At 50.3% G+C, this 18,489-nt stretch carries 13 protein-coding genes; 5 read left to right on the forward strand and 8 right to left on the reverse strand.

What is annotated here, in order from left to right; translation table 11 throughout:
- Positions 1-66: 66 nt before the first annotated feature.
- The 8 genes from ABIK48_03920 to purE all read right to left on the reverse strand — a co-directional run bounded on the left by ABIK48_03920 (position 67) and on the right by purE (position 9,132).
- Positions 67-2,193 carry a sodium-translocating pyrophosphatase gene (locus tag ABIK48_03920; GenBank protein MEO0021302.1) on the reverse strand — a complete coding sequence of 709 codons (2,127 nt, stop codon included), beginning with the start codon at positions 2,191-2,193 and terminating at the stop codon, positions 67-69.
- A 90-nt stretch (positions 2,194-2,283) separates the two neighbouring features.
- Positions 2,284-2,697, reverse strand: a complete 414-nt coding sequence (locus ABIK48_03925) for a peptide chain release factor-like protein (GenBank protein MEO0021303.1) — start codon at positions 2,695-2,697, stop codon at positions 2,284-2,286.
- Positions 2,698-2,706: 9 nt separating this feature from the next.
- On the reverse strand, positions 2,707-4,644 hold the full coding sequence (gene accB / locus ABIK48_03930) for an acetyl-CoA carboxylase biotin carboxyl carrier protein (GenBank protein MEO0021304.1): 1,938 nt from the start codon (positions 4,642-4,644) through the stop codon (positions 2,707-2,709).
- The gene (gene murF, locus ABIK48_03935; protein MEO0021305.1) at positions 4,625-6,010 is read right to left on the reverse strand and encodes a UDP-N-acetylmuramoyl-tripeptide--D-alanyl-D-alanine ligase; all 1,386 of its coding nucleotides are present in this window, start codon (positions 6,008-6,010) and stop codon (positions 4,625-4,627) included. The genes accB and murF overlap by 20 nt, the downstream gene beginning before the upstream one ends.
- Positions 6,011-6,018: 8 nt before the next feature.
- Positions 6,019-7,041 (reverse strand): tRNA preQ1(34) S-adenosylmethionine ribosyltransferase-isomerase QueA, encoded by a 1,023-nt coding sequence (gene queA, locus ABIK48_03940; protein MEO0021306.1) that lies wholly within the window; start codon positions 7,039-7,041, stop codon positions 6,019-6,021.
- Between the two features lies 1 nt (position 7,042).
- Entirely contained in the window at positions 7,043-7,930 is an 888-nt protein-coding gene (locus tag ABIK48_03945; protein MEO0021307.1) for a phosphoribosylaminoimidazolesuccinocarboxamide synthase, read from the reverse strand.
- A 10-nt stretch (positions 7,931-7,940) separates the two neighbouring features.
- Entirely contained in the window at positions 7,941-8,588 is a 648-nt protein-coding gene (locus tag ABIK48_03950) for a SagB/ThcOx family dehydrogenase (protein ID MEO0021308.1), read from the reverse strand.
- Positions 8,589-8,640: 52 nt separating this feature from the next.
- Positions 8,641-9,132, reverse strand: coding sequence for a 5-(carboxyamino)imidazole ribonucleotide mutase (gene purE / locus ABIK48_03955; GenBank protein ID MEO0021309.1), 492 nt, complete (start codon positions 9,130-9,132; stop codon positions 8,641-8,643).
- A 63-nt stretch (positions 9,133-9,195) separates the two neighbouring features.
- Here purE and larA point away from each other — a divergent pair, with 63 nt between their 5' ends.
- The 5 genes from larA to ABIK48_03980 all read left to right on the forward strand — a co-directional run bounded on the left by larA (position 9,196) and on the right by ABIK48_03980 (position 18,489).
- Positions 9,196-10,467, forward strand: a complete 1,272-nt coding sequence (gene larA / locus ABIK48_03960) for a nickel-dependent lactate racemase (GenBank protein MEO0021310.1) — start codon at positions 9,196-9,198, stop codon at positions 10,465-10,467.
- A 332-nt stretch (positions 10,468-10,799) separates the two neighbouring features.
- Positions 10,800-12,098: an asparagine--tRNA ligase gene (gene asnS, locus ABIK48_03965; GenBank protein MEO0021311.1), complete on the forward strand. Its 1,299-nt coding sequence runs from the start codon at positions 10,800-10,802 to the stop codon at positions 12,096-12,098.
- Positions 12,099-12,111: 13 nt separating this feature from the next.
- The gene (locus ABIK48_03970) at positions 12,112-12,366 is read left to right on the forward strand and encodes a hypothetical protein (protein ID MEO0021312.1); all 255 of its coding nucleotides are present in this window, start codon (positions 12,112-12,114) and stop codon (positions 12,364-12,366) included.
- Positions 12,367-12,554: 188 nt separating this feature from the next.
- Positions 12,555-15,311, forward strand: a complete 2,757-nt coding sequence (locus ABIK48_03975) for a PD-(D/E)XK nuclease family protein (protein ID MEO0021313.1) — start codon at positions 12,555-12,557, stop codon at positions 15,309-15,311.
- Positions 15,298-18,489: a UvrD-helicase domain-containing protein gene (locus tag ABIK48_03980; GenBank protein ID MEO0021314.1), complete on the forward strand. Its 3,192-nt coding sequence runs from the start codon at positions 15,298-15,300 to the stop codon at positions 18,487-18,489. The genes ABIK48_03975 and ABIK48_03980 overlap by 14 nt, the downstream gene beginning before the upstream one ends.

The raw sequence follows: 18,489 nt of genomic DNA on the forward strand, positions 1-18,489 counted from the left end.
AACCCCGACTCAGATTAATTCAATTGCCAGTCGTATTGAGCCGAATATCCTGTCTGGTTTGGCTTTTTATTTAAGCCACGGCATATAGGAGGATAGCTTTAACACCAAACCCAGGACAACAATGGAGACCATCGACTGCAGTTTTAGCAGAATATTTAACGATGGTCCGGCTGCGTCCTTGAGCGGATCGCCAACTGTATCCCCTACGACACTTGCTTTATGTGCATCAGAACCTTTGCCCCCATAGTTACCCTTTTCAATGAATTTTTTCGCATTGTCCCACGCACCGCCTGCATTAGCCATGAATATTGCCAAGCAGAAACCGCTTGCCAAGCCGCCGATTAGAAACCCCGCAACGCCTTCCGGACCTAACAGCAGTCCGGCTATGACCGGGGCAATAATCGCAGTCAGAGCAGGACTGAGCATTTCCTTCTGTGCTGCCCTCGTGCAGATAGTAACTGCCCGTGCATAATCCGGTTTTGCCTTTCCTTCCATTAAACCGGTTATCTCACGGAATTGACGTCGGACTTCATCTGCGATTTTGGATGCGGTCCTCGCTACCGCCTTGAGGATTGATGACGAAACCACCATCGGAATAACCGCACCGGCAAAGATGCCAGCGATTAAATACGGATTAAGCAAGGAAAGTTGGAGAGTTCGGATTTCCCCCAAGAATCGCTGACTGACTATTCTGACTTCATCCCGATAGGCTGCGATCAAGGCTAATGCAGTTAAAGCAGCAGAACCGATGGCAAATCCCTTTCCGGTCGCGGCAGTAGTATTTCCCAGTGCATCAAGGGCATCGGTTCTTTCGCGGACAATCGGTTCCTGTGCCGTCATCTGCGCATTGCCTCCGGCGTTGTCAGCAACCGGGCCGTAGGCATCGGTTGCCAGAGTAATTCCAAGTGTTGAAAGCATGCCCACTGCAGCGATGCCGATGCCATAAAGCCCGATTTCGGGCGAACCCAGACCCGACAGGTAAAAACTGGTAATTATGGCGACCACGACTACGATTACAATGGGAAATGCGGAACGCATACCAACGGATAACCCCTCAAGAATAACCGTTGCCGGTGATGTTCGTGCTTCAGCTGAAATCGCCCTTGTCGGGGAATAGGAATCTGAAGTGAACATTTCGGTAAAATATCCAATCAAAACACCGGCAAGCAGTCCGGAAAGGATTGCCCAGTAGACTGACCAGTTATTAGGTAACAACCACTTGGTCACAATAAAAGCCAGAATCGCCGAAAGCCCTGCGGCGCCATAGATCCCCCGACGTAGAGCGCTGAGCAGTACCGCCTGCTCAGCCTTTTCACCTGCCCGGACAAAAAAGCTGCCGATAATTGAGGAAATTATACCCACCCCGGCGAGCACCATGGGCAGAAGGATACCGTTGATTTCCCAGCCCGTGCCTTTGAATGCGACAACCGAAAGTGCCATGGAGGCGATGATGGAATCAACATAAGATTCATAAAGGTCGGCACCCATTCCGGCAATATCGCCGACATTGTCACCGACATTATCAGCGATGACTGCCGGGTTACGGGGATCATCTTCGGGAATGCCCGCTTCAATCTTACCAACCAGGTCCGCACCGACATCGGCCGCTTTGGTGAAGATGCCACCGCCAACTCGGGCAAAGAGCGCCTGAGAACTGGCACCGATTCCGAAAGCCAGCATGGTTGAAGTAATCAGTTCAAGTTTATGAATCAGTGGTTCCGATGCATAAACCGCGTTCAGAATCACATACCAGATTGAGATATCTATAAGTCCCAGTCCGACCACAACCAGCCCCATGACCATACCGGATGAAAATGCAACCCGAAGCCCGGAATTGAGACTTTGCTTGCTCGCCCAGGTAGTGCGCGCACTGCAGCGGACCCCGATTGACATGCCAATGAAACCGGAAAGTCCGGAGAAGAAACCGCCGGTAAGAAACGCAAATGGTACAAAAGGCGATTGGAGTTTCAGAAGGGCCAGGACCCCCAAGAGCACGAAGACAATTGCAAAGAAAATACCGACACCTTTATACTGCTGTTTCAGATAGGCGGTTGCACCTTCCTTGACTGCCTGGGCAACCTGTTTCATCGGTTCAGTGCCTTCTTCTTTACGCAGGTTGTTTAACGCGAGATAAAGAGCAAACCCCAGTGCCAGAACTGCACTAACTGGTGCACTCCAGAACAATGGGCTCATTTATTATCTCCTTTCATTTTGCTATTAAGATTAACTGATTTAGCAAATTTGGGATTAAGACTAACTTGATTCTTTATGAAGTCAATATTTTTATAAATATTCAGCTGGAGTTCTTCTCAGTTCTTTCTTTCCGGCAACAAGGTGTTTAAGTTTGAGCATTTTTTCCCGGCTGCGTCGGGAACGCTTTCTCTTCTGGCGTCGTATTCTGGCTATTTCCTTTTCTTTTTCGGTCTTGATTTTCAGTATCCGGGCTTCAATTTTTTCGGCAAGCAGACGCCGGGCGAGAAACCGGTTCAGTGCCTGCGAACGTTCCTGGGTTACTTTTACTTCGATACCGGAAGGAATATGTTTCAGGTAAACGCCGGTTGACACTTTGTTAACATTCTGCCCGCCGGGACCTGAAGAACGGATGAATTTCTCAATCAAATCCTCTTCCCTGATTCCCAGCTGTTCCATCCGCCTCAGCAAATCTTTTTCCTTCTGTTCGCTGACCCCGAATTTCATTTTCCTCAATTAAAGCGGCTCAACTATCATCAACGGTTGACCGTATTCTACCGAGTCACCGTCCTTCACCAGAATGTCAATAATCCGGCATTTCTTTTCTGCCTGAATTTCGTTCATCAGCTTCATCGCTTCCACGATACACAGGGTCTGTCCCGGTTCCACGACATCGCCTTTCTCAACAAATGCCGGTGCTTCCGGTCGTGCCCGGGAATAAAAAGTACCCACCATTGGAGACGTAATCGGCTCGGTTTTAACTGCAGTCACAGGACGGGCTGATTCCGTTGTAATATCAATTTGAGTTGCGGAACCCGCAGGTTCGGTAGGAATTGCCGCCTCTTTCTGTGATGTTGCAGGAGAAGTTTCGGAAGGTTTCTGAGGAGGTGTTGGAGCCGATGTTTCCTGGGAAACCAATGTCTCCAGTGGCTGCCGCTTGATCCTGATTTTCTCCTCCCCCACTTCCCATTCCAATTCGGTAACACTGTGGAGGCTGGAAAGTTCCATCAGGGCTCGTAATCTTCTGATACCGGGTTCTTCCGGTGAAGGTTTGGGAGCCGGGGGCGTCTCGGTTTTCGTCTTTTTTTCCTGCACAGGTGCCGTTTCTTCTGTTTTTACCGGATTCTTGCGCCATTGAAAGAACTTCAGTGCCACCTCAGGAAACAGAGCATAGCTGATATAATCCTCTTCCTTCTCTACCAGTTCCTTTGTCAGTTCACGGCGTGCCCGGGGCATCCCGGGTTCCAGCTTATCCGCCGGTCGTCCTTTAATCGGTTTGTCATCACCGAGAATTTTCTTGATGATTGATTCACGGATCGGAGCCGGCGGTCGGCCGTAAAGTCCCTTAACGTAGTCTTTCACTTCCTTGGGCACAATTTTGTAGCGCTCACCCGCAAGGACATTCATCACTGCCTGAACACCAACAATCTGGCTTGTGGGAGTTACCAAGGGCGGATACCCCAGGTCTTCGCGCACCCGGGGTACTTCCTCCAGAACCTCGGGCAGACGGTGCTCTGCCTTCTGTTCCCTCAACTGCGCCAGCAGGTTGGAAGCCATACCTCCGGGAATTTGATGGACAATAACCATTGAGTCGACTGCTTTGGTACCCGGGATACACTTGCCGGCAGCAAGCCGTTCAAAATGCTGGTTCACAATTTCCAGTGCCTCAAGATTCAGCACTGCTTCCCACGGTGTTTCTCGAAAACATGCCAGCAGAGTTTCCACTGCCGGTTGAGATGTAAAGAAGGAAAGCGGTGCTGAAGCAGTGTCAATTATATCGGCACCCGCTTCAGCCGCCTTGAGATAGGCGGCTACAGCCATACCACTGGAAGAATGGCAGTGAACCTGAACTTCAAGTCCAAATTCCTGCTTCAAAGCGCTCACCAGTTCAAACGCCATTTTGGGCGAAAGGATACCCGCCATATCCTTGATGCAAATGGAATCAATACCCAAGTCCTTCTGTTCCCGGGCGCGGGCGACATAGTATTCAATAGTATGCACCGGGCTTATGGCATAACAGAGCGTCCCCTGAGCATGCCGGCCCGCCCTTTTGACAAATTCAACCGCCTTTTCCAGATTGCGAACATCATTCAGCGCATCAAAAATACGGAAAATGTCGATGCCCAGATCTGCTGCCCGCTGAACAAATTCCTCGAGAACATCATCGGGATAGTTACGATATCCGACAACATTCTGGCCGCGCAGCAGCATCTGCAAGCGCGTGTTTTTAATCCGCTTGCGGATTTCCTTCAGTCTTTCCCAGGGGTCTTCGTTTAAATAACGCAGACTGACATCAAATGTTGCCCCACCCCACATCTCCAGCGACCAGTAGCCTACCCGGTCCAGGTGTTCCAATACGGGCAGCATATCCGCCAGGCTCATCCGCGTCGCCCAGAGTGATTGATGGGCGTCTCTCAGAGTAGTATCCGTGTATCTAATCGGTTTTTTCTCCATAAAACCTCACAATCAGCTGTGTTATCCTTTCCATTGCCATTGCTCTTGAACCCTTGACAAGAATTGTATCGCCCGGTTTGATAAAGTCAAACAGCTCCCTTCCCACCTCCCCGCTTGAGTGATAGTGCCTGATACGATCGGCCGGCAAGCCGGCTGTCTCTGCACCTTCAGATATTAATTGTGCCAGCGTTCCAACTGTTATGAGCCGGTCGATGATTCTGCCGGCAATTTCTCCAACCTGCCGGTGAAGTTCAGCTGACCTGCTTCCCAGCTCGAGCATATCACCAAGGACCGCCAGTCGAAATTCCCGGGCGGTGGAATTTGCTAGAACCTCCAGTGCCGCCTGCATCGACTGGGGGTTGGCATTGAAACTGTCATCAATCAGCGTTACGGCAGAGAGATTTTTGACTGTCAGCCGTTGTGTCGGTAAAGTCAGCATTCTGGCATTCTGTGAAATTTCCTGCCAGCTCAACCCCAGTTCGTTGGCAGCGGCAGCAGCTGCCAGAAAATTACTGATATTATGTTTTCCAGGAAAGGAGAGATGTATTGGATATTTTTCGAGTAATTGAAACTGGGTTCCGGAAAGTCCAAAGTCCTGAATATTGAAGGCAAAGACATCCGCCTCAGGATTCAGACCGAAAGTTCTTGTTCGGCACCCGGCCCGGCTCATCTTCCTAACCAGTGAATCATCATAATTCAGAATTGCCAGTCCGGTCTCCGGCAGCATCTCCACCAGCTCATTCTTTTCCTGAGCTACACCCGTCCGATCCCCCATGTACTCCAGATGGGTATCGCCGACATTGGTGATAATCCCGATTTCAGGCTGACAGACCCGGGCCAGCTTCTTCGTTCCCCCCAGTTCATTCATTTCAATTTCAAATATCCCAATCTGAGTGTTGTGGTCCATTGCCAGCACCGTCAGGGGAACACCGATGTCATTGTTGTAACTTCCCCTGGCTTTTACAACGGTAAAACGTGACTGTAGCAGGCCGGCAAGAAGCTCTTTGGTTGTAGTTTTACCATTGGACCCGGTTATTGCCACTACCCGCGGTTTCAGACGACTGCGATACCAGCGGGCAAGGTCCAGAAGTGCCTCCCGGGTATCGGCGACCTGAACAACAGCTACCGGTGCATCTGCAGGCAACGCTACCGGCTCGGATACGAGTATTGCAGCCGCACCCCTCCTGACGGCGTCCGCAACAAACTGATGGCCGTTCATTCTCTTGCCTTTAATCGCAATGAACAGTTCTCCCGGGTTGATACTCCGGCTGTCAACCCCTACGCCGGTGATTACCAGTTCCGGTTTCCCTGCTGTCAGAGAGCCGGCGGTCGCCATTACCACTTCATCAATGCGAACCGGTTCCATATCTCAGCTCAAATAATCATCATCGCATCACCAAAACTGTAAAACCGGTAACGTTGTTCAATAGCGTGCTGGTAAGCCTTCATGATTAACTCCCTGCCGGCGAATGCGCATACCAGCATCAGCAGGGTCGATTTGGGGAGATGAAAATTGGTAATCAGAACATCGGTAACCTTCCATTCAAATCCCGGGTAGATGAAAAGGTCAGTCAGGCCCGCACCCGGCTGGACCAGGACCTGATTTCCTTTTCTTTCTGCCCGTGATTCCAGAACGCGAACGGTTGTAGTTCCCCCACACACAACCCGCCTTCCATCCCGTTTTGCTGTGGTGATCGCTTCCGCCACTTCCGGATGCAATTCAAATTCCTCCGGATGCATCCGGTGCTCTTCCACTTTTTCGACTTTTACCGGCCGGAATGTGCCGAGTCCGGCATGAAGCGTAAGATAGACCGGCTTTATGCCCTTTTGTTTCAGTCGTTCGATCAGTTCACTTGTAAAATGCAGACCGGCAGTTGGAGCGGCAACCGCTCCGGGTATCCGGGCATAAACAGTCTGGTAGCGCTCCGGGTTGTGGCCACGGGTCCGGATATATGGTGGTAGCGCCAGTTCTCCGCAGGCTGATAGCAGACGGCTGATATCTGGTGGCTCAAATTTGAGCACCCTTATGCCTGCGGGTTGACGTTCCAGAACCACTCCGGTAAACCCGTCAAATTGTACTACTGTTCCAGGTTTTGCTTTCCGTGCCGGCCGGCTGAGCGTTTCCCATATTCCGTGTTCCTTTGGACGCAGCAGCAGAAATTCAATTTTATCTCCGGTTGCCAGTTTCCCGTAAATTCGTGCCGGAATGACCCGGGTATTGTTAAGAACCAAAACATCTCCAGAATTGAGCCACATTTCAATTTCAAAAAATCGGCAGTCATAAAATCTGCCAGTCTGGCGTTCCACTACCAACAAGCGGGAATGATCACGGGGTTCGACCGGATGCTGAGCGATCAGGTCCTTGGGCAGCTGATAATCAAATTCGGCCACCAGCATTTCAGTTTTCAATGTCCATTTCAGCCAGCAGTCGCAGTGCTTCACGGTAACGGGCAGAAGTACCGGCAATGACCTCAGGAGGCAGATGTGGTGCCGGTGGCTGACGGTTCCACCCGACAGCAATCAGATAGTCCCGGACAAACTGCTTGTCAAAACTGGGGGGAGATATTCCAACCCGGTATTCGCTCGCCGCCCAGAAACGGGATGAATCCGGTGTAAAAATTTCATCAATTAAGATCAGTTTTCCGTTGAACAGACCGAATTCAAATTTAGTGTCGGCAATAATGATGCCCCGGGTTTGAGCATACTCGCTTGCCCGCCGGTAAAGTTCAATTGAAATCTGGCGAATCTTTCTTGTCAGCGCCCCACCAATCAGATTTGCCATCTCCTGCTCACTGATATTCTCATCGTGTCCGGTTTTAGCTTTGGTTGCTGGGGTAAAAATCGGCTCCGGCAGTTTCTCTGCCTGTTTCAACCCTGAAGGCAGTCTGATACCGCAAACTGAGCCGGTTTTCTGATAGTCCTCCCAGGCACTGCCGGCAAGATAGCCCCGGACCACACATTCGACCGGCAGCGGCTGTGCTTTCTTGACCAGCATTGAGCGGTCCTTCAGAATATCCCGGTAACCTCTTAATTCGGGCGGATACTCTTCAACATTTGCGGTCACGAGGTGATTAGGCACGATCGACTTGAAGCGTTCAAACCAGAAAACAGATAGCAGAGTCAGAACCTTCCCCTTGCCGGGAATTCCGTCCGGAAACACGACATCAAAGGCACTCAGACGGTCGGTAGCGACAATCAGGAGTTGGTCGTTCACCTGATAGATGTCCCGCACTTTACCAGTTCCCACAAGCGGTATTCCCTTCAGCTCTGTTCTGGTGACAATCATACCTATCCTTTCACTGTTTGATTTTGCCGACTGGAATTATATAAAGTGGCGAGTAGGCAGTCTGCAATATGCGTTGAACGGCGTTGTCATTAAACGCACCAACCATTACCGTTCCCAGTCCCCGCGCTACCGCCTGTAACGCAACATTCTGTCCGACATGCCCGGCCTCCATATGCACATACCTGAATCCGCGCTCACCATATCTCCCGGTCGTCCGCTTGTAATCACAGGCCAGTACCAAGTTTGCCGGTGCCTGCTCAATGCATGACTGTCCGAATGCCGCTCTTGCCAGCTCCCGGCGGCGGTCACCGATCGTTAATGGCTTTAAAGCATGCCTTTCAACCTGATAGTGATAAATACCCGAATCCAAACCTGTAACCCTGCCAGCAACAAGGAAAAGTTCCATCGGATATGTGGCACCGGCGGAAGGGGCAGTCCGACCAAAAGCCTTGCCTGTCTTCCCCTGGGCTGCCCAGAGCAGCTGACCTATGTCTTCCAAGCTCAGTGGCTCATTCGCATAACTTCGTACCGATCGGCGGTGCAGAAGTGCCTGTTCAATAGTTACCTTTCCCGTAGTGTCCGGTACTGGAAGGGAGATCAGTGAATCATCTCCAATGGGTCCCGAGCTTGAAAAAATAAGCAGTGTCAGCAAAATCATCTTCTCCCCCATTTGAAAAGAAAGTTGCCAATATGATAATTTAAAACCGGATTCATCCCTTTTTCATCTTCTTTAGCGGTTGTGACTGCTTTTTACGGAACCGCTCCAGTTTCTTCTCCAGGTCCGGATTGCTCAGGGCTAAAATTGCCACCGCATAAAGTGCCGAGTTCACCGCTCCGGACCTGCCAATGGCCATGGTTGCTACTGGCACCCCTGCGGGCATCTGAACGGTTGATAACAGAGCATCCAGACCGCCCAGGCTGGCGTCAAGCGGGACACCGATTACTGGCAGAGTCGTATAACTGGCAATTACCCCTGCCAGGTGGGCTGCCTTACCCGCGCCGGCAATAATCACTTTGATTCCCCGCGCCCGCGCATTTCGGGCAAACTGCCGACAGCGCTCTGGTGTCCGGTGTGCCGAGATGACCATGATCTCATTTGCCACCCCAAACTCATCCAGAACCCGCTTGGCTTCGCTCATTACCTCGTAGTCCTTTTCACTACCAATTAAAATTGCTACCTGCAATTGTGGGTTTTTGGTCATGTTTTAATATTAATACATAATTTTTCCTTGTAAAGTTAATGTCCGAGATTAAAATATAATTCAATGAAGCTGGAAATCAGGTATCGCAATCAGACCGAATCTATTGATGTCCCGGATGAAAATCTGCTCGGAATTCTCTCCCCGGTCCGGTTTGACTGCGCCTCCGATGGTATTGAGGCAGAAATGAAAAACTGCCGCAGCCGTGTTGTTGAGTTTCTGGGCTCGGCAAACCGGATTTTAATTCTGGTTAATGATTATACCCGTCCCACGCCGAACAGCACGATTCTGGAGCTCTTGAACCCGGAACTGGAAAACCGTGATGTCAAATACCTGATTGGACTGGGAACTCATCGTCAGGCAACCGAATTGGAACTGATGCAGATATTGGGAACTGAAAACTATTACCGCAATCGGCACCGAATAATTCAGCACAATGGCAAAGACCCGGCACAGCTTTTTTTCTTGGGGAAAACCGGCTATGGCACAGAGGTGTGGTTCAACCGCGAAATTCTCTGGGCGGAAAGGATTATCACCATCAACTCCATTGAGCCTCACTATTTTGCCGGCTATACCGGTGGCAGAAAATGCTTTGTTCCCGGTGTTGCAGCGATAAAAACCATTGCCCAGAACCACGGACTTCTTCTTCATCCTGCCTCTGCCCCTTTGTCCCTGAAGGACAACCCGGTTCACCTGGATATGACCGAAGCTGCGAAAATGGTACCCAGGCCGGTGTTTTCAATTCAGCTGGTTCAGAGCAAAGATCACCGCCTCCTTTCACTCCGGTATGGGGATCTTTACACATCATTTGAACTGGCGTGTCAGGATGCGTGGCGGGTATTCGCCGTGCCCGTCAACGAACGCGCGGATATTATCCTCAGTGTTCTGCAATCACCGTATGATATTAATTTCTACCAGTCCCAGCGGGCGGTGGAATTCGCTCTGCCTGCGCTTAAACCTGGTGGTATTCAGATCACGGTATCTGCCTGTTATGATGGTCTCGGTAATGACGAGTTTGTAAAAGTGCTTCAGTCCTGCTCTGATCCGGCTGAACTGCTGAAAATGTCGCCACCTGAAACTTTAGGCTGGCATAAAGCAGCCCGGCTCGCCCGGATTATGCAGGCACACCGGCTTTATACAGTAATGCCCGGTGTTCCACCGGAACTGCTCCGCAGTGTGTTTATGCACCCATTTAATTCCATTCAGGCGGCGCTCGATGCTGCTTTTGCTAATCTGAGTAATCGAGCTTCCCTCTATATAATTCCTGACGCAGGTGCGGTTGTGCCTGTTGAACATTTGCCCAAACCACCCTCCTCAACCACCGGTTCCGGGGATTAACTATAATTTATTCAAACAGTTACGCAATTAAGGGGGGCTAGCCCCGGGCTCCCCCGGCCCAGACAGGACAGCGGTTGTCTAACAGAATCTGGAGCAGTAATCCCCGGAGAAGGTAGTTACCGCTCCAGTTGTTATTCCTGCTGCAGTGTTGATGTCAGTATGCTCACCCGTCCCGCTCCTTTGCCCCGAGAATGCAATCCGGAGCACGGTGCATCTACCGGTGCCGGTTATTCCGGTTCAGACCTAATCACCGGTAATAGCGGTTGTCAATGGAACTGCTGTCTTTGCCCAATCGGAGCCCGTGGCTTGACTTGGTTTAACAGCGTCATACAATGAAGATTGTGGATATTACCATTGATAAGCTCGGTTGTTTCAGCGGAAAAGAGGTCCAGCTGCGTGGCTGGATCTACAACCGCCGTTCCTCAGGAAAGGTCCGGTTCATACTGCTGCGGGATGGTACAGGAATTGTTCAGTGTGTGTTTGTTGAAGGGCAGGTGCCTGAGCCGGCATTTGACCTGGCGGATAACATCCCTCAGGAATCGGCAGTGGCTGTTACCGGCATTGTGCGGGAAGACCGGCGGGCACCAGGGGGCTACGAACTTACTGCTACTGACATGCAGGTAATCTCCCTTGCCGAACCATACCCGATAACACCAAAGGAGCACGGTATTGAGTTTCTGATGCAGCACCGGCATCTCTGGCTACGCTCTAGGCGCCAGGTGGCAATTCTGCGCATCCGGAATGAGATTATCAAGGGATTGCGGGATTACCTTGATGAACAGGGGTTTCTGTGCTGTGATACTCCAATTCTGACTCCGGCGTCGGTTGAGGGCACGACTACTCTGTTTCCGGTAGATTATTACGGTGAGCAGGTTTATCTGACTCAGTCCGGCCAGTTATATAATGAAGCCATCTGTGCAGCGGTACGTAAAACCTACTGCTTCGGACCCACCTTCCGGGCAGAGAAGTCCAAAACCCGGCGCCACCTGACTGAATTCTGGATGCTGGAACCGGAGATGGCATTTTACGATTTGAATATGACCATGGACCTGATGGAAGACTTGATCTGTGCGGTTGTCAGCCGGGTGCTGAACCGGCGCCGGGAAGAACTGAAAATTCTGGAACGGGATACCGGAAAGCTGGAGGTAATCACTAAACCGTTTCCGCGCATCACCTATACCGAGGCACTGGAGATACTGAAGAAGGCAGGTATGAATGTGCAGTTTGGGGACGATTTCGGTGGTGACGAGGAAACGGTGATCAGTCAGGCATTTGATCGCCCGGTGATGATTCACCGGTTTCCTGCCGACATCAAGGCATTTTACATGAAAAGGGCACCAGAAGACAACCGGCTGGTGCTCGGGGTTGATATGCTGGCACCCGAAGGTTACGGGGAAATCATTGGTGGCGGTCAGCGGGAAGACGATCTGAATGAATTGCAAAAGCGGCTTCAGGAACACAAATTGCCCAGCGCACCTTATCAATGGTATCTGGATATCCGGCGCTACGGTTCGTTTCCTCATTCCGGCTTCGGACTCGGGTTGGAGCGGACCGTTGCCTGGATCTGCGGTTTGAAGCATGTCCGGGAAACGATACCGTTTCCCCGACTGCTCGAAAAGATATATCCATAAAAAGGAGGCAGCGATGCCGGAAATCAAGGTCGGGGTTGTTACCCATTATTTCGGCCGGATCGGAGTCGCGGTAGTGAAGGCGACCGAAGGACCGATTGCAGTCGGCGATACAATTCATATCAAGGGCCATAATACGGATATCATTCAGGTGGTGGAGTCGCTGCAGATTGAGCATCAACCGGTAAGACAGATAGAAATCGGACAGGAGGCGGGGATGAAAGTCTCTACCCGGGTGCACGAACATGATGAGATCTTCAAAATTACCTGAGTAACACGTTAAAAGGAGGTATATGGCAAGAAGCAAGACCAAACTGAAGCGGATGCGGCACCGCTGGGAGCTGAAAAGGCGGCGCCGACTGGAGGCAAAGAAAAAGGCACAGCAGATTGAACAGAAAGCGTAAGCTTTTTTTATTTCCATTTGAGTGTCATAACAGCACCGAAATAATTCTGAAATCGGTGCTGGACTCCGGAATCAAACCGGAAGAGATTCTTTATCTCACTCCCAGCCCGCGTAAACTACGCGCCACTCAGGTCCTGCTTACCCGAATTCTGGGCAGACGGGCATTTATTCCGCCAATGTTCCGGACCCTGGGGCAGCTGGCGCGCGAGATCTGTGACCATACCAGTGCTTACCGATTTCTCCACGATGAATTAAAGCCGGTCCTTATCCGCCGGATTGCACAGCAGCGAGGGCGGGAGGTCACGCTGGGCTACGCTCAGGTAGTGGGAGGATTTATTGCGGATGTCAAAAGGCATGTGGCGTCCGAAGTCGAACAGAACATCCCAGAGATACTGAATAAGCTATTAGCAGGTTATGATAAACCTCTACGCCGGGCACTGGAAGCATATGAACTTATGCTGGAGTACAACCGTTTGCTCAAAACCCACGGTTGGTTCGACCGGGAAGATCTGATTCGAGAAGCAATTGAGTGTCTTGACGAGTTTAGTGAATTACCACCGGTACTTATTTTGGACTGCTTCGTAGCCCCGAACCGTTTAGAGCAGCAGTTGCTCGCTCAGCTGGTGGACCGGTGTCCGATGGTCATTGCCGGAACGTACTGGTCGGATGCGGCACCGGAAAAATATACCCTCGCCCGCCGGTTCATTGATTTCATAGACCGGCAAGCCGGTTTTATCATCGAAAGATTGACTGGAGAACAGAAAGCGCGGGAACCAGAGCAACTTTACCGCTTTCCCAGTCCGGATCAGGAAATAATCGGTGTCTGCCGGGAAATTTGTAAACACAGCGCCGAACTTAACCCGGCTGATACCTATGTGGTCTTCCCCCGTCTTGGTTACTATGTACCGCTCGTCGAGAGATATTTCCCTCAGTACCGGATCCCGTATTCTGTTTTTCCCAGTTCTCCTCTGATTTCCTCCCCGGTAATTACACCCGTGCTGGAACTGCTGAAAGCGCTGGATAGTGATTATGAACGGGTGGCAGCAGCGGCGGTATTTTCTTCGCCCTATTTCCCGGGACTGCTGCGACTCCCCGGAGAAAATGGTCTGGATGCCCGCAATCGCGCTGCTGCCCTGATTAACATTGCCTCCCGCCGTGCCGGCATCATCAAAGGTCGAGATAACTGGCTGAACATTGCGGAAAGAATCCTTAATGATGAAGAACAACTGGAAAACGGGTTGAAAGCCGAACTGTTGCACGATCTTCAAATCCGGATCCGGCAGGCAATCGGGCTTACCGAGAGTATACTGGAGCCCGCCGGGACTTTGGGAAATCAGGCGCGACGGCTTAAACAGTTTCTTGAAGTTGTTGAGTTCGGCAGCAACCTCGAAACGACGACTGAATGGTTTGAAGAGTTAAACCAGGACCGGAAGAGCCTTTACGATCTTCTGGACACCTTAAGTGAACTGGAAATTGAATTCGGTGAGCAACCGGAACCCCGGAGACAGTTTATCAGATCACTGCTGCATCTACTTGGAACCGGCACAAAATCACCCGAGCGTGATCACGGCGGGGTTATGGTTGTGGCAATGGAGGAAATGCTGGGGATTAATCCCGCTAATCTTTTCTTCTGTGGTTTGACCGAAACTGAACTTCCAGGACCCTATCATCCGGACCCGATTTTGCCCGATTCAGTCCGCCGTGAGCTGGGAATGCCGGACATTGAGTGGCACCGGGAATGGCAGCGGTTTCATTTCTGGCAAGTTTTGAATTCCAGTCCGCGAACCCCCTTCTGCAGTTTTGCCGAATCCAGAGATGGCCGACCGGAACTGCCGACACCGTTTATTGAACTGGAGCCGGTGCGGTATGTTGATCAGCGAGATATTATTTTCTCTGATGTTGAAGAACTGCTCTATATAGGAAAAAATAAGCGCAGCCTGCTGGAAGAATTCCATTCTGGGGTTGATTTCTCAGCCAATGAAACTGTCAAGAAGGCACTTGGAGACCGGTTTGGACCTCATTACTGTTTTCACGTGACCATGCTGGAAAATTACCGTTACTGCCCCTTTCAATTTTACCTGCAGCATGTACTGGGATTGAATCTACCTGAGGAGCCGATTTTTGAACTTGATGCCCGAAGCTGGGGAACGGTTGCCCATCAACTTCTTGCCCGGCTCTATCAAAAAGGTGCAGTACCCCTAGAACTGATTCCTGAGTGGGCGCAAAAGATTACCGGTGAAATCCTCCCCAATTTAAAATTGCCTGAGTTCTGGCATCAGGTAACCGAAAGGGTGCTCAACAATTTGATTGTTGAGTTCGTCAAAACCGAAACTCGACTGCGGGAAGCAGGGTTTCTTCCCGAACGGACTGAACTCCGGTTGCGTGGAACTGTCGACGGAATCAGCCTTCAGGGTAGGCTTGACCGGCTTGACCGGCGCGACGGGCAAGTGCGGATCATTGACTATAAAACCGGTTCGGGAAGTATAAGCGCATCAGATGTAATTCATAAAAAGAGTCATATTCAGCTGCCGATTTATGCCCATCTGCTGCTCCAAAGCCCGGAGTTTGGTGATTTGACGGTAGAGAATATGGGCATCTATAATTTGCGCTCAATGAATCTGAACCTGCTGGTAAAAGAAGGACACCCGGATGTAATGGAATTGATTAAAGCGGCGCGGGAGAATACAGTCGACATTGTGCAAAAGATCCGGGCGGGGATTTTCCTGCCCGCAGAAGTCGACAAAAACCACTGCAGAGAGTGTGAATACAGATTTACTTGCGGGCGCGACCATGACACCTATGAACAGGAATAATACTGTCCGGCTGAAAAGTACAATCGTATTCGCCCCGGCTGGTTCGGGCAAAACGGAAGAATTGAGCCGGCGCTATCTGAAGCTGGTCAGTAATGGAGTTAAACCAGAACGGATTCTGACCCTTACTTTTACCGACAAGGCGGCAGCGGAAATGAAAGAACGGATTCTGAGGAACGCCCGCCGCGACTATCCTGACCTGTATCAGATCCTGAAAGATAATATTCTCAGACTGAGAATATCCACCATTCATTCCTTCTGCTATTCACTTGTTCAACGCTTCGCCGACCTTCTGGGTATAGATCCTCACCCCAGTGTTCTGAGTGATTATCAGACACTCTGGGAGCAAGCAAAATATGATACCCTAATGAAAATTGCCGATGGGCAATTTGGCGTGGAAACCCGCGAATTAATGATTTCCCTGCTTAGTGACACGCACCAGATAGGCTGGAATGAACTCGCCAAGCTGTTTAAAGCGTTGTTTAAGAAACGGAGTACCGTTGTCCGGGCCGGACTGGAAGACAACTCGTACGTGCAGATCGAACTTAAGCAGACTGTTGAGCTTGCCCACCGGCTCCGCTCCGATATCTGTGGGCAGTCACTGATTGATAACTACGAGGAGCTTTTCAGCAATAACTACACTGATGAAAACGAAATTTTCAGGATTGCCCGATTGCTCAGCAGCAAAAAGAATGTTTTTCTCACCAAGGAGGGTAATCCCCGACAGCGAGGATTTAATTCGACGCAGCGGGAATGGGCGGTGTTGATGGCAGATTATTATTACCGGATCTTAATCGCCCGAGAATTAATCGACTTCCGCAGGAAGTTTCTGCTGTTCAAAAAGTGCTTTCTTGAGACCTACGAACAGCAGAAACACGAACAAGGAATGGTTGATTACGATGATATGGAACTGCTGGCACTGAAGCTGTTAACTGAAAATCCGGACTGGCTCAACATCCTGTATATCTTTGATGAGCATACCGACCACATTCTGGTTGACGAGTTTCAGGATACTTCATATCTGCAGTGGGCAATTATTGACAAGCTGAGTGAAGAATGGCGGTCCGGCGCCGGTATCAAATCGGAACTGGGCATTACTCCAACTATCTTCATCGTCGGCGATGATAAACAGTCCATCTACATGTTCCGGGATGCCCGGGTTGAAATATTCTCACTGGCCCGGGATAAACTTGCAAACTGGCTGGGAAATGAAGCGCTGGAAGTTCTGAATCTGGAGAAAAATTACCGCTCACTACCCGCGATTATCGATTTCAACAATACGCTTTTTTCCCGGCTGATGCGCCCACCAGCGGATTCTCCCCCATGGTTCACCCGTTATCGTCCTTTTACCTGTCAGCGCAACAATCTGACTTCAGGAAAGGTTGAACTGCTGATTGAAAAAATAGACTCAGAGATAAATATGCCCGAAGCTTGCTGCATCGATGCTGAAAATGTTGCCCGGCGGATCCGCCAGCTGATTGATTCCCGTTACCAGATTTATGAACGCCAACCTGATGGAGCAGAAACGCTTCGTCCCTGCTGTTATCGCGATATCGCTATCCTTCTCAGATCCCGAAGCAATTACCTTGCTACCATTGAGAACAGTTTGCGCAAATACCAAATCCCATTTCTGGTGGTTGGCGGGACCGGTTTCTATGAAGAGCCGGAAGTGCAATATCTGACTGCATTGACAAAATTTCTAATTGACCCCGCGGACGACCTGTCGCTGTACATAACTCTGCGCGGACCTCTGTTTCTTATTTCTGAACATGAACTTTTCTTCGCCGTCGACAGTTCAAAAAACTCCAGTGCCTTTCTCTGGGAAAAAATTTCCCACCCCGATGCCAATCTTACTCCATCAATCCAGGATGCGGTTCAGAAACTGACTGATGCACAGCAGCGGATAGGTTACGAACCGTTGCATTTGATTCTTGACCGGTTACTGGTGCAGACCCGGGCTTGGTCAATTTTCTGGGAATCGCAGCGGGAGGCAAATGTCCGCAAGTTTCTGCAGGTTATTCATGAACTTGAACTCAGCGGTCTCCATCTGCTCCGTATCAGGGCCTTCCTGGATCAACCAAGGAGCGATGAACCTAAGGCTGATGTACCCGCCGAAGAGATGAATGCAGTTCAGGTAATGACCGTTCACGCTGCAAAAGGACTTCAGTTCCCGATCGTATTTCACCCCGGTTTGCATGAAAATATAACCGGTCGTGCCAGATCCAGCACTGATGACAGATTGCTAGTAGAAGAGACAGCATTCAATCAGGTCCGCATTTTCTATCTTAAAGACGCAGTACTGCGCAATAAATGCGATGCCTATATCCAGTACAAACTGAAACAGATTGAAGAAGAAAAGCGAATACTTTACGTGGCATGTACCCGGGCGCGGGATGCCCTTTTTCTCACCGGTATCTGGATGGCAAAAAAACTCAAAGATACTAAATTGGAATGGCTGCACACGTGCCTCGGATTGGAACCTTCAGAAAGTGGTTTCACACTGGGAATCGAAATCCCAGGAGTAGAAACCGCCTCCGCTTCGTTTCTCTCTGATACACAACCTGTCACCACCTCCGATCAGCCACTGAAAATCGTTAAGAAGGGTATCGAATTCGCAAGCAATAATCCGCCAGTACTTCCCATAGCTCGGTTTATTTCCCGAGAGCTGAAGCAAGCTCCGGAAGAAGCACTGGGCATCGGTGAAATCATTCATCGCCTGCTCGAACTCATCTCAAAAGGGAAAATCTCCTGCAACACTACAGCGATGGAGCAGGAGATCCAACGTCAGCTCAGAATTAAATGTATACCGAAGCAACGGCATACAAAACTTACTCGGGAAATCCTTGCTCACATAAACCGGCTTATTGAATCCCCCGTATGGGAAATTATCAAACCTCAGTCCGATGCCTATGCTGAACTGCCAATCATTTACCACGATGGAGAACGAATATTGAGCGGAAGGATCGATCGAATCATTGTTCATGAAGGGGAAGTTCGAGTCTATGATTACAAAACATTCCCGATAAAAAAAGGTGAAATCGCGGACCTTACGGCTGAGTATAACAAGTTTCAGTTAAGTTATTACAGATCGGCAGTCAGCGAACTCTTTCCTAACAAGAAAGTAAAGACTTTTGTAATCTTTACCGATATTGCGCTGATCGTTCCGGTTGATACCGAATGA

The sequence above is a fragment of the candidate division WOR-3 bacterium genome, from assembly GCA_039801085.1.
Lineage (GTDB): Bacteria > Hydrothermota > Tepidihabitantia > Tepidihabitantales > Tepidihabitantaceae > JAOABP01.

Excerpts from the sequence above, each read along its gene's own strand:
- ABIK48_03920 (MEO0021302.1), bottom strand. The coding sequence starts at position 2,193 with ATGAGCCCATTGTTCTGGAGTGCACCAGTTAGTGCAGTTCTGGCACTG.
- ABIK48_03925 (MEO0021303.1), bottom strand. The coding sequence starts at position 2,697 with ATGAAATTCGGGGTCAGCGAACAGAAGGAAAAAGATTTGCTGAGGCGG.
- accB (MEO0021304.1), bottom strand. The coding sequence starts at position 4,644 with ATGGAGAAAAAACCGATTAGATACACGGATACTACTCTGAGAGACGCC.
- murF (MEO0021305.1), bottom strand. The coding sequence starts at position 6,010 with ATGGAACCGGTTCGCATTGATGAAGTGGTAATGGCGACCGCCGGCTCT.
- queA (MEO0021306.1), bottom strand. The coding sequence starts at position 7,041 with ATGCTGGTGGCCGAATTTGATTATCAGCTGCCCAAGGACCTGATCGCT.
- ABIK48_03945 (MEO0021307.1), bottom strand. The coding sequence starts at position 7,930 with ATGATTGTCACCAGAACAGAGCTGAAGGGAATACCGCTTGTGGGAACT.
- ABIK48_03950 (MEO0021308.1), bottom strand. The coding sequence starts at position 8,588 with ATGATTTTGCTGACACTGCTTATTTTTTCAAGCTCGGGACCCATTGGA.
- purE (MEO0021309.1), bottom strand. The coding sequence starts at position 9,132 with ATGACCAAAAACCCACAATTGCAGGTAGCAATTTTAATTGGTAGTGAA.
- larA (MEO0021310.1), top strand. The coding sequence starts at position 9,196 with ATGAAGCTGGAAATCAGGTATCGCAATCAGACCGAATCTATTGATGTC.
- asnS (MEO0021311.1), top strand. The coding sequence starts at position 10,800 with ATGAAGATTGTGGATATTACCATTGATAAGCTCGGTTGTTTCAGCGGA.
- ABIK48_03970 (MEO0021312.1), top strand. The coding sequence starts at position 12,112 with ATGCCGGAAATCAAGGTCGGGGTTGTTACCCATTATTTCGGCCGGATC.
- ABIK48_03980 (MEO0021314.1), top strand. The coding sequence starts at position 15,298 with ATGAACAGGAATAATACTGTCCGGCTGAAAAGTACAATCGTATTCGCC.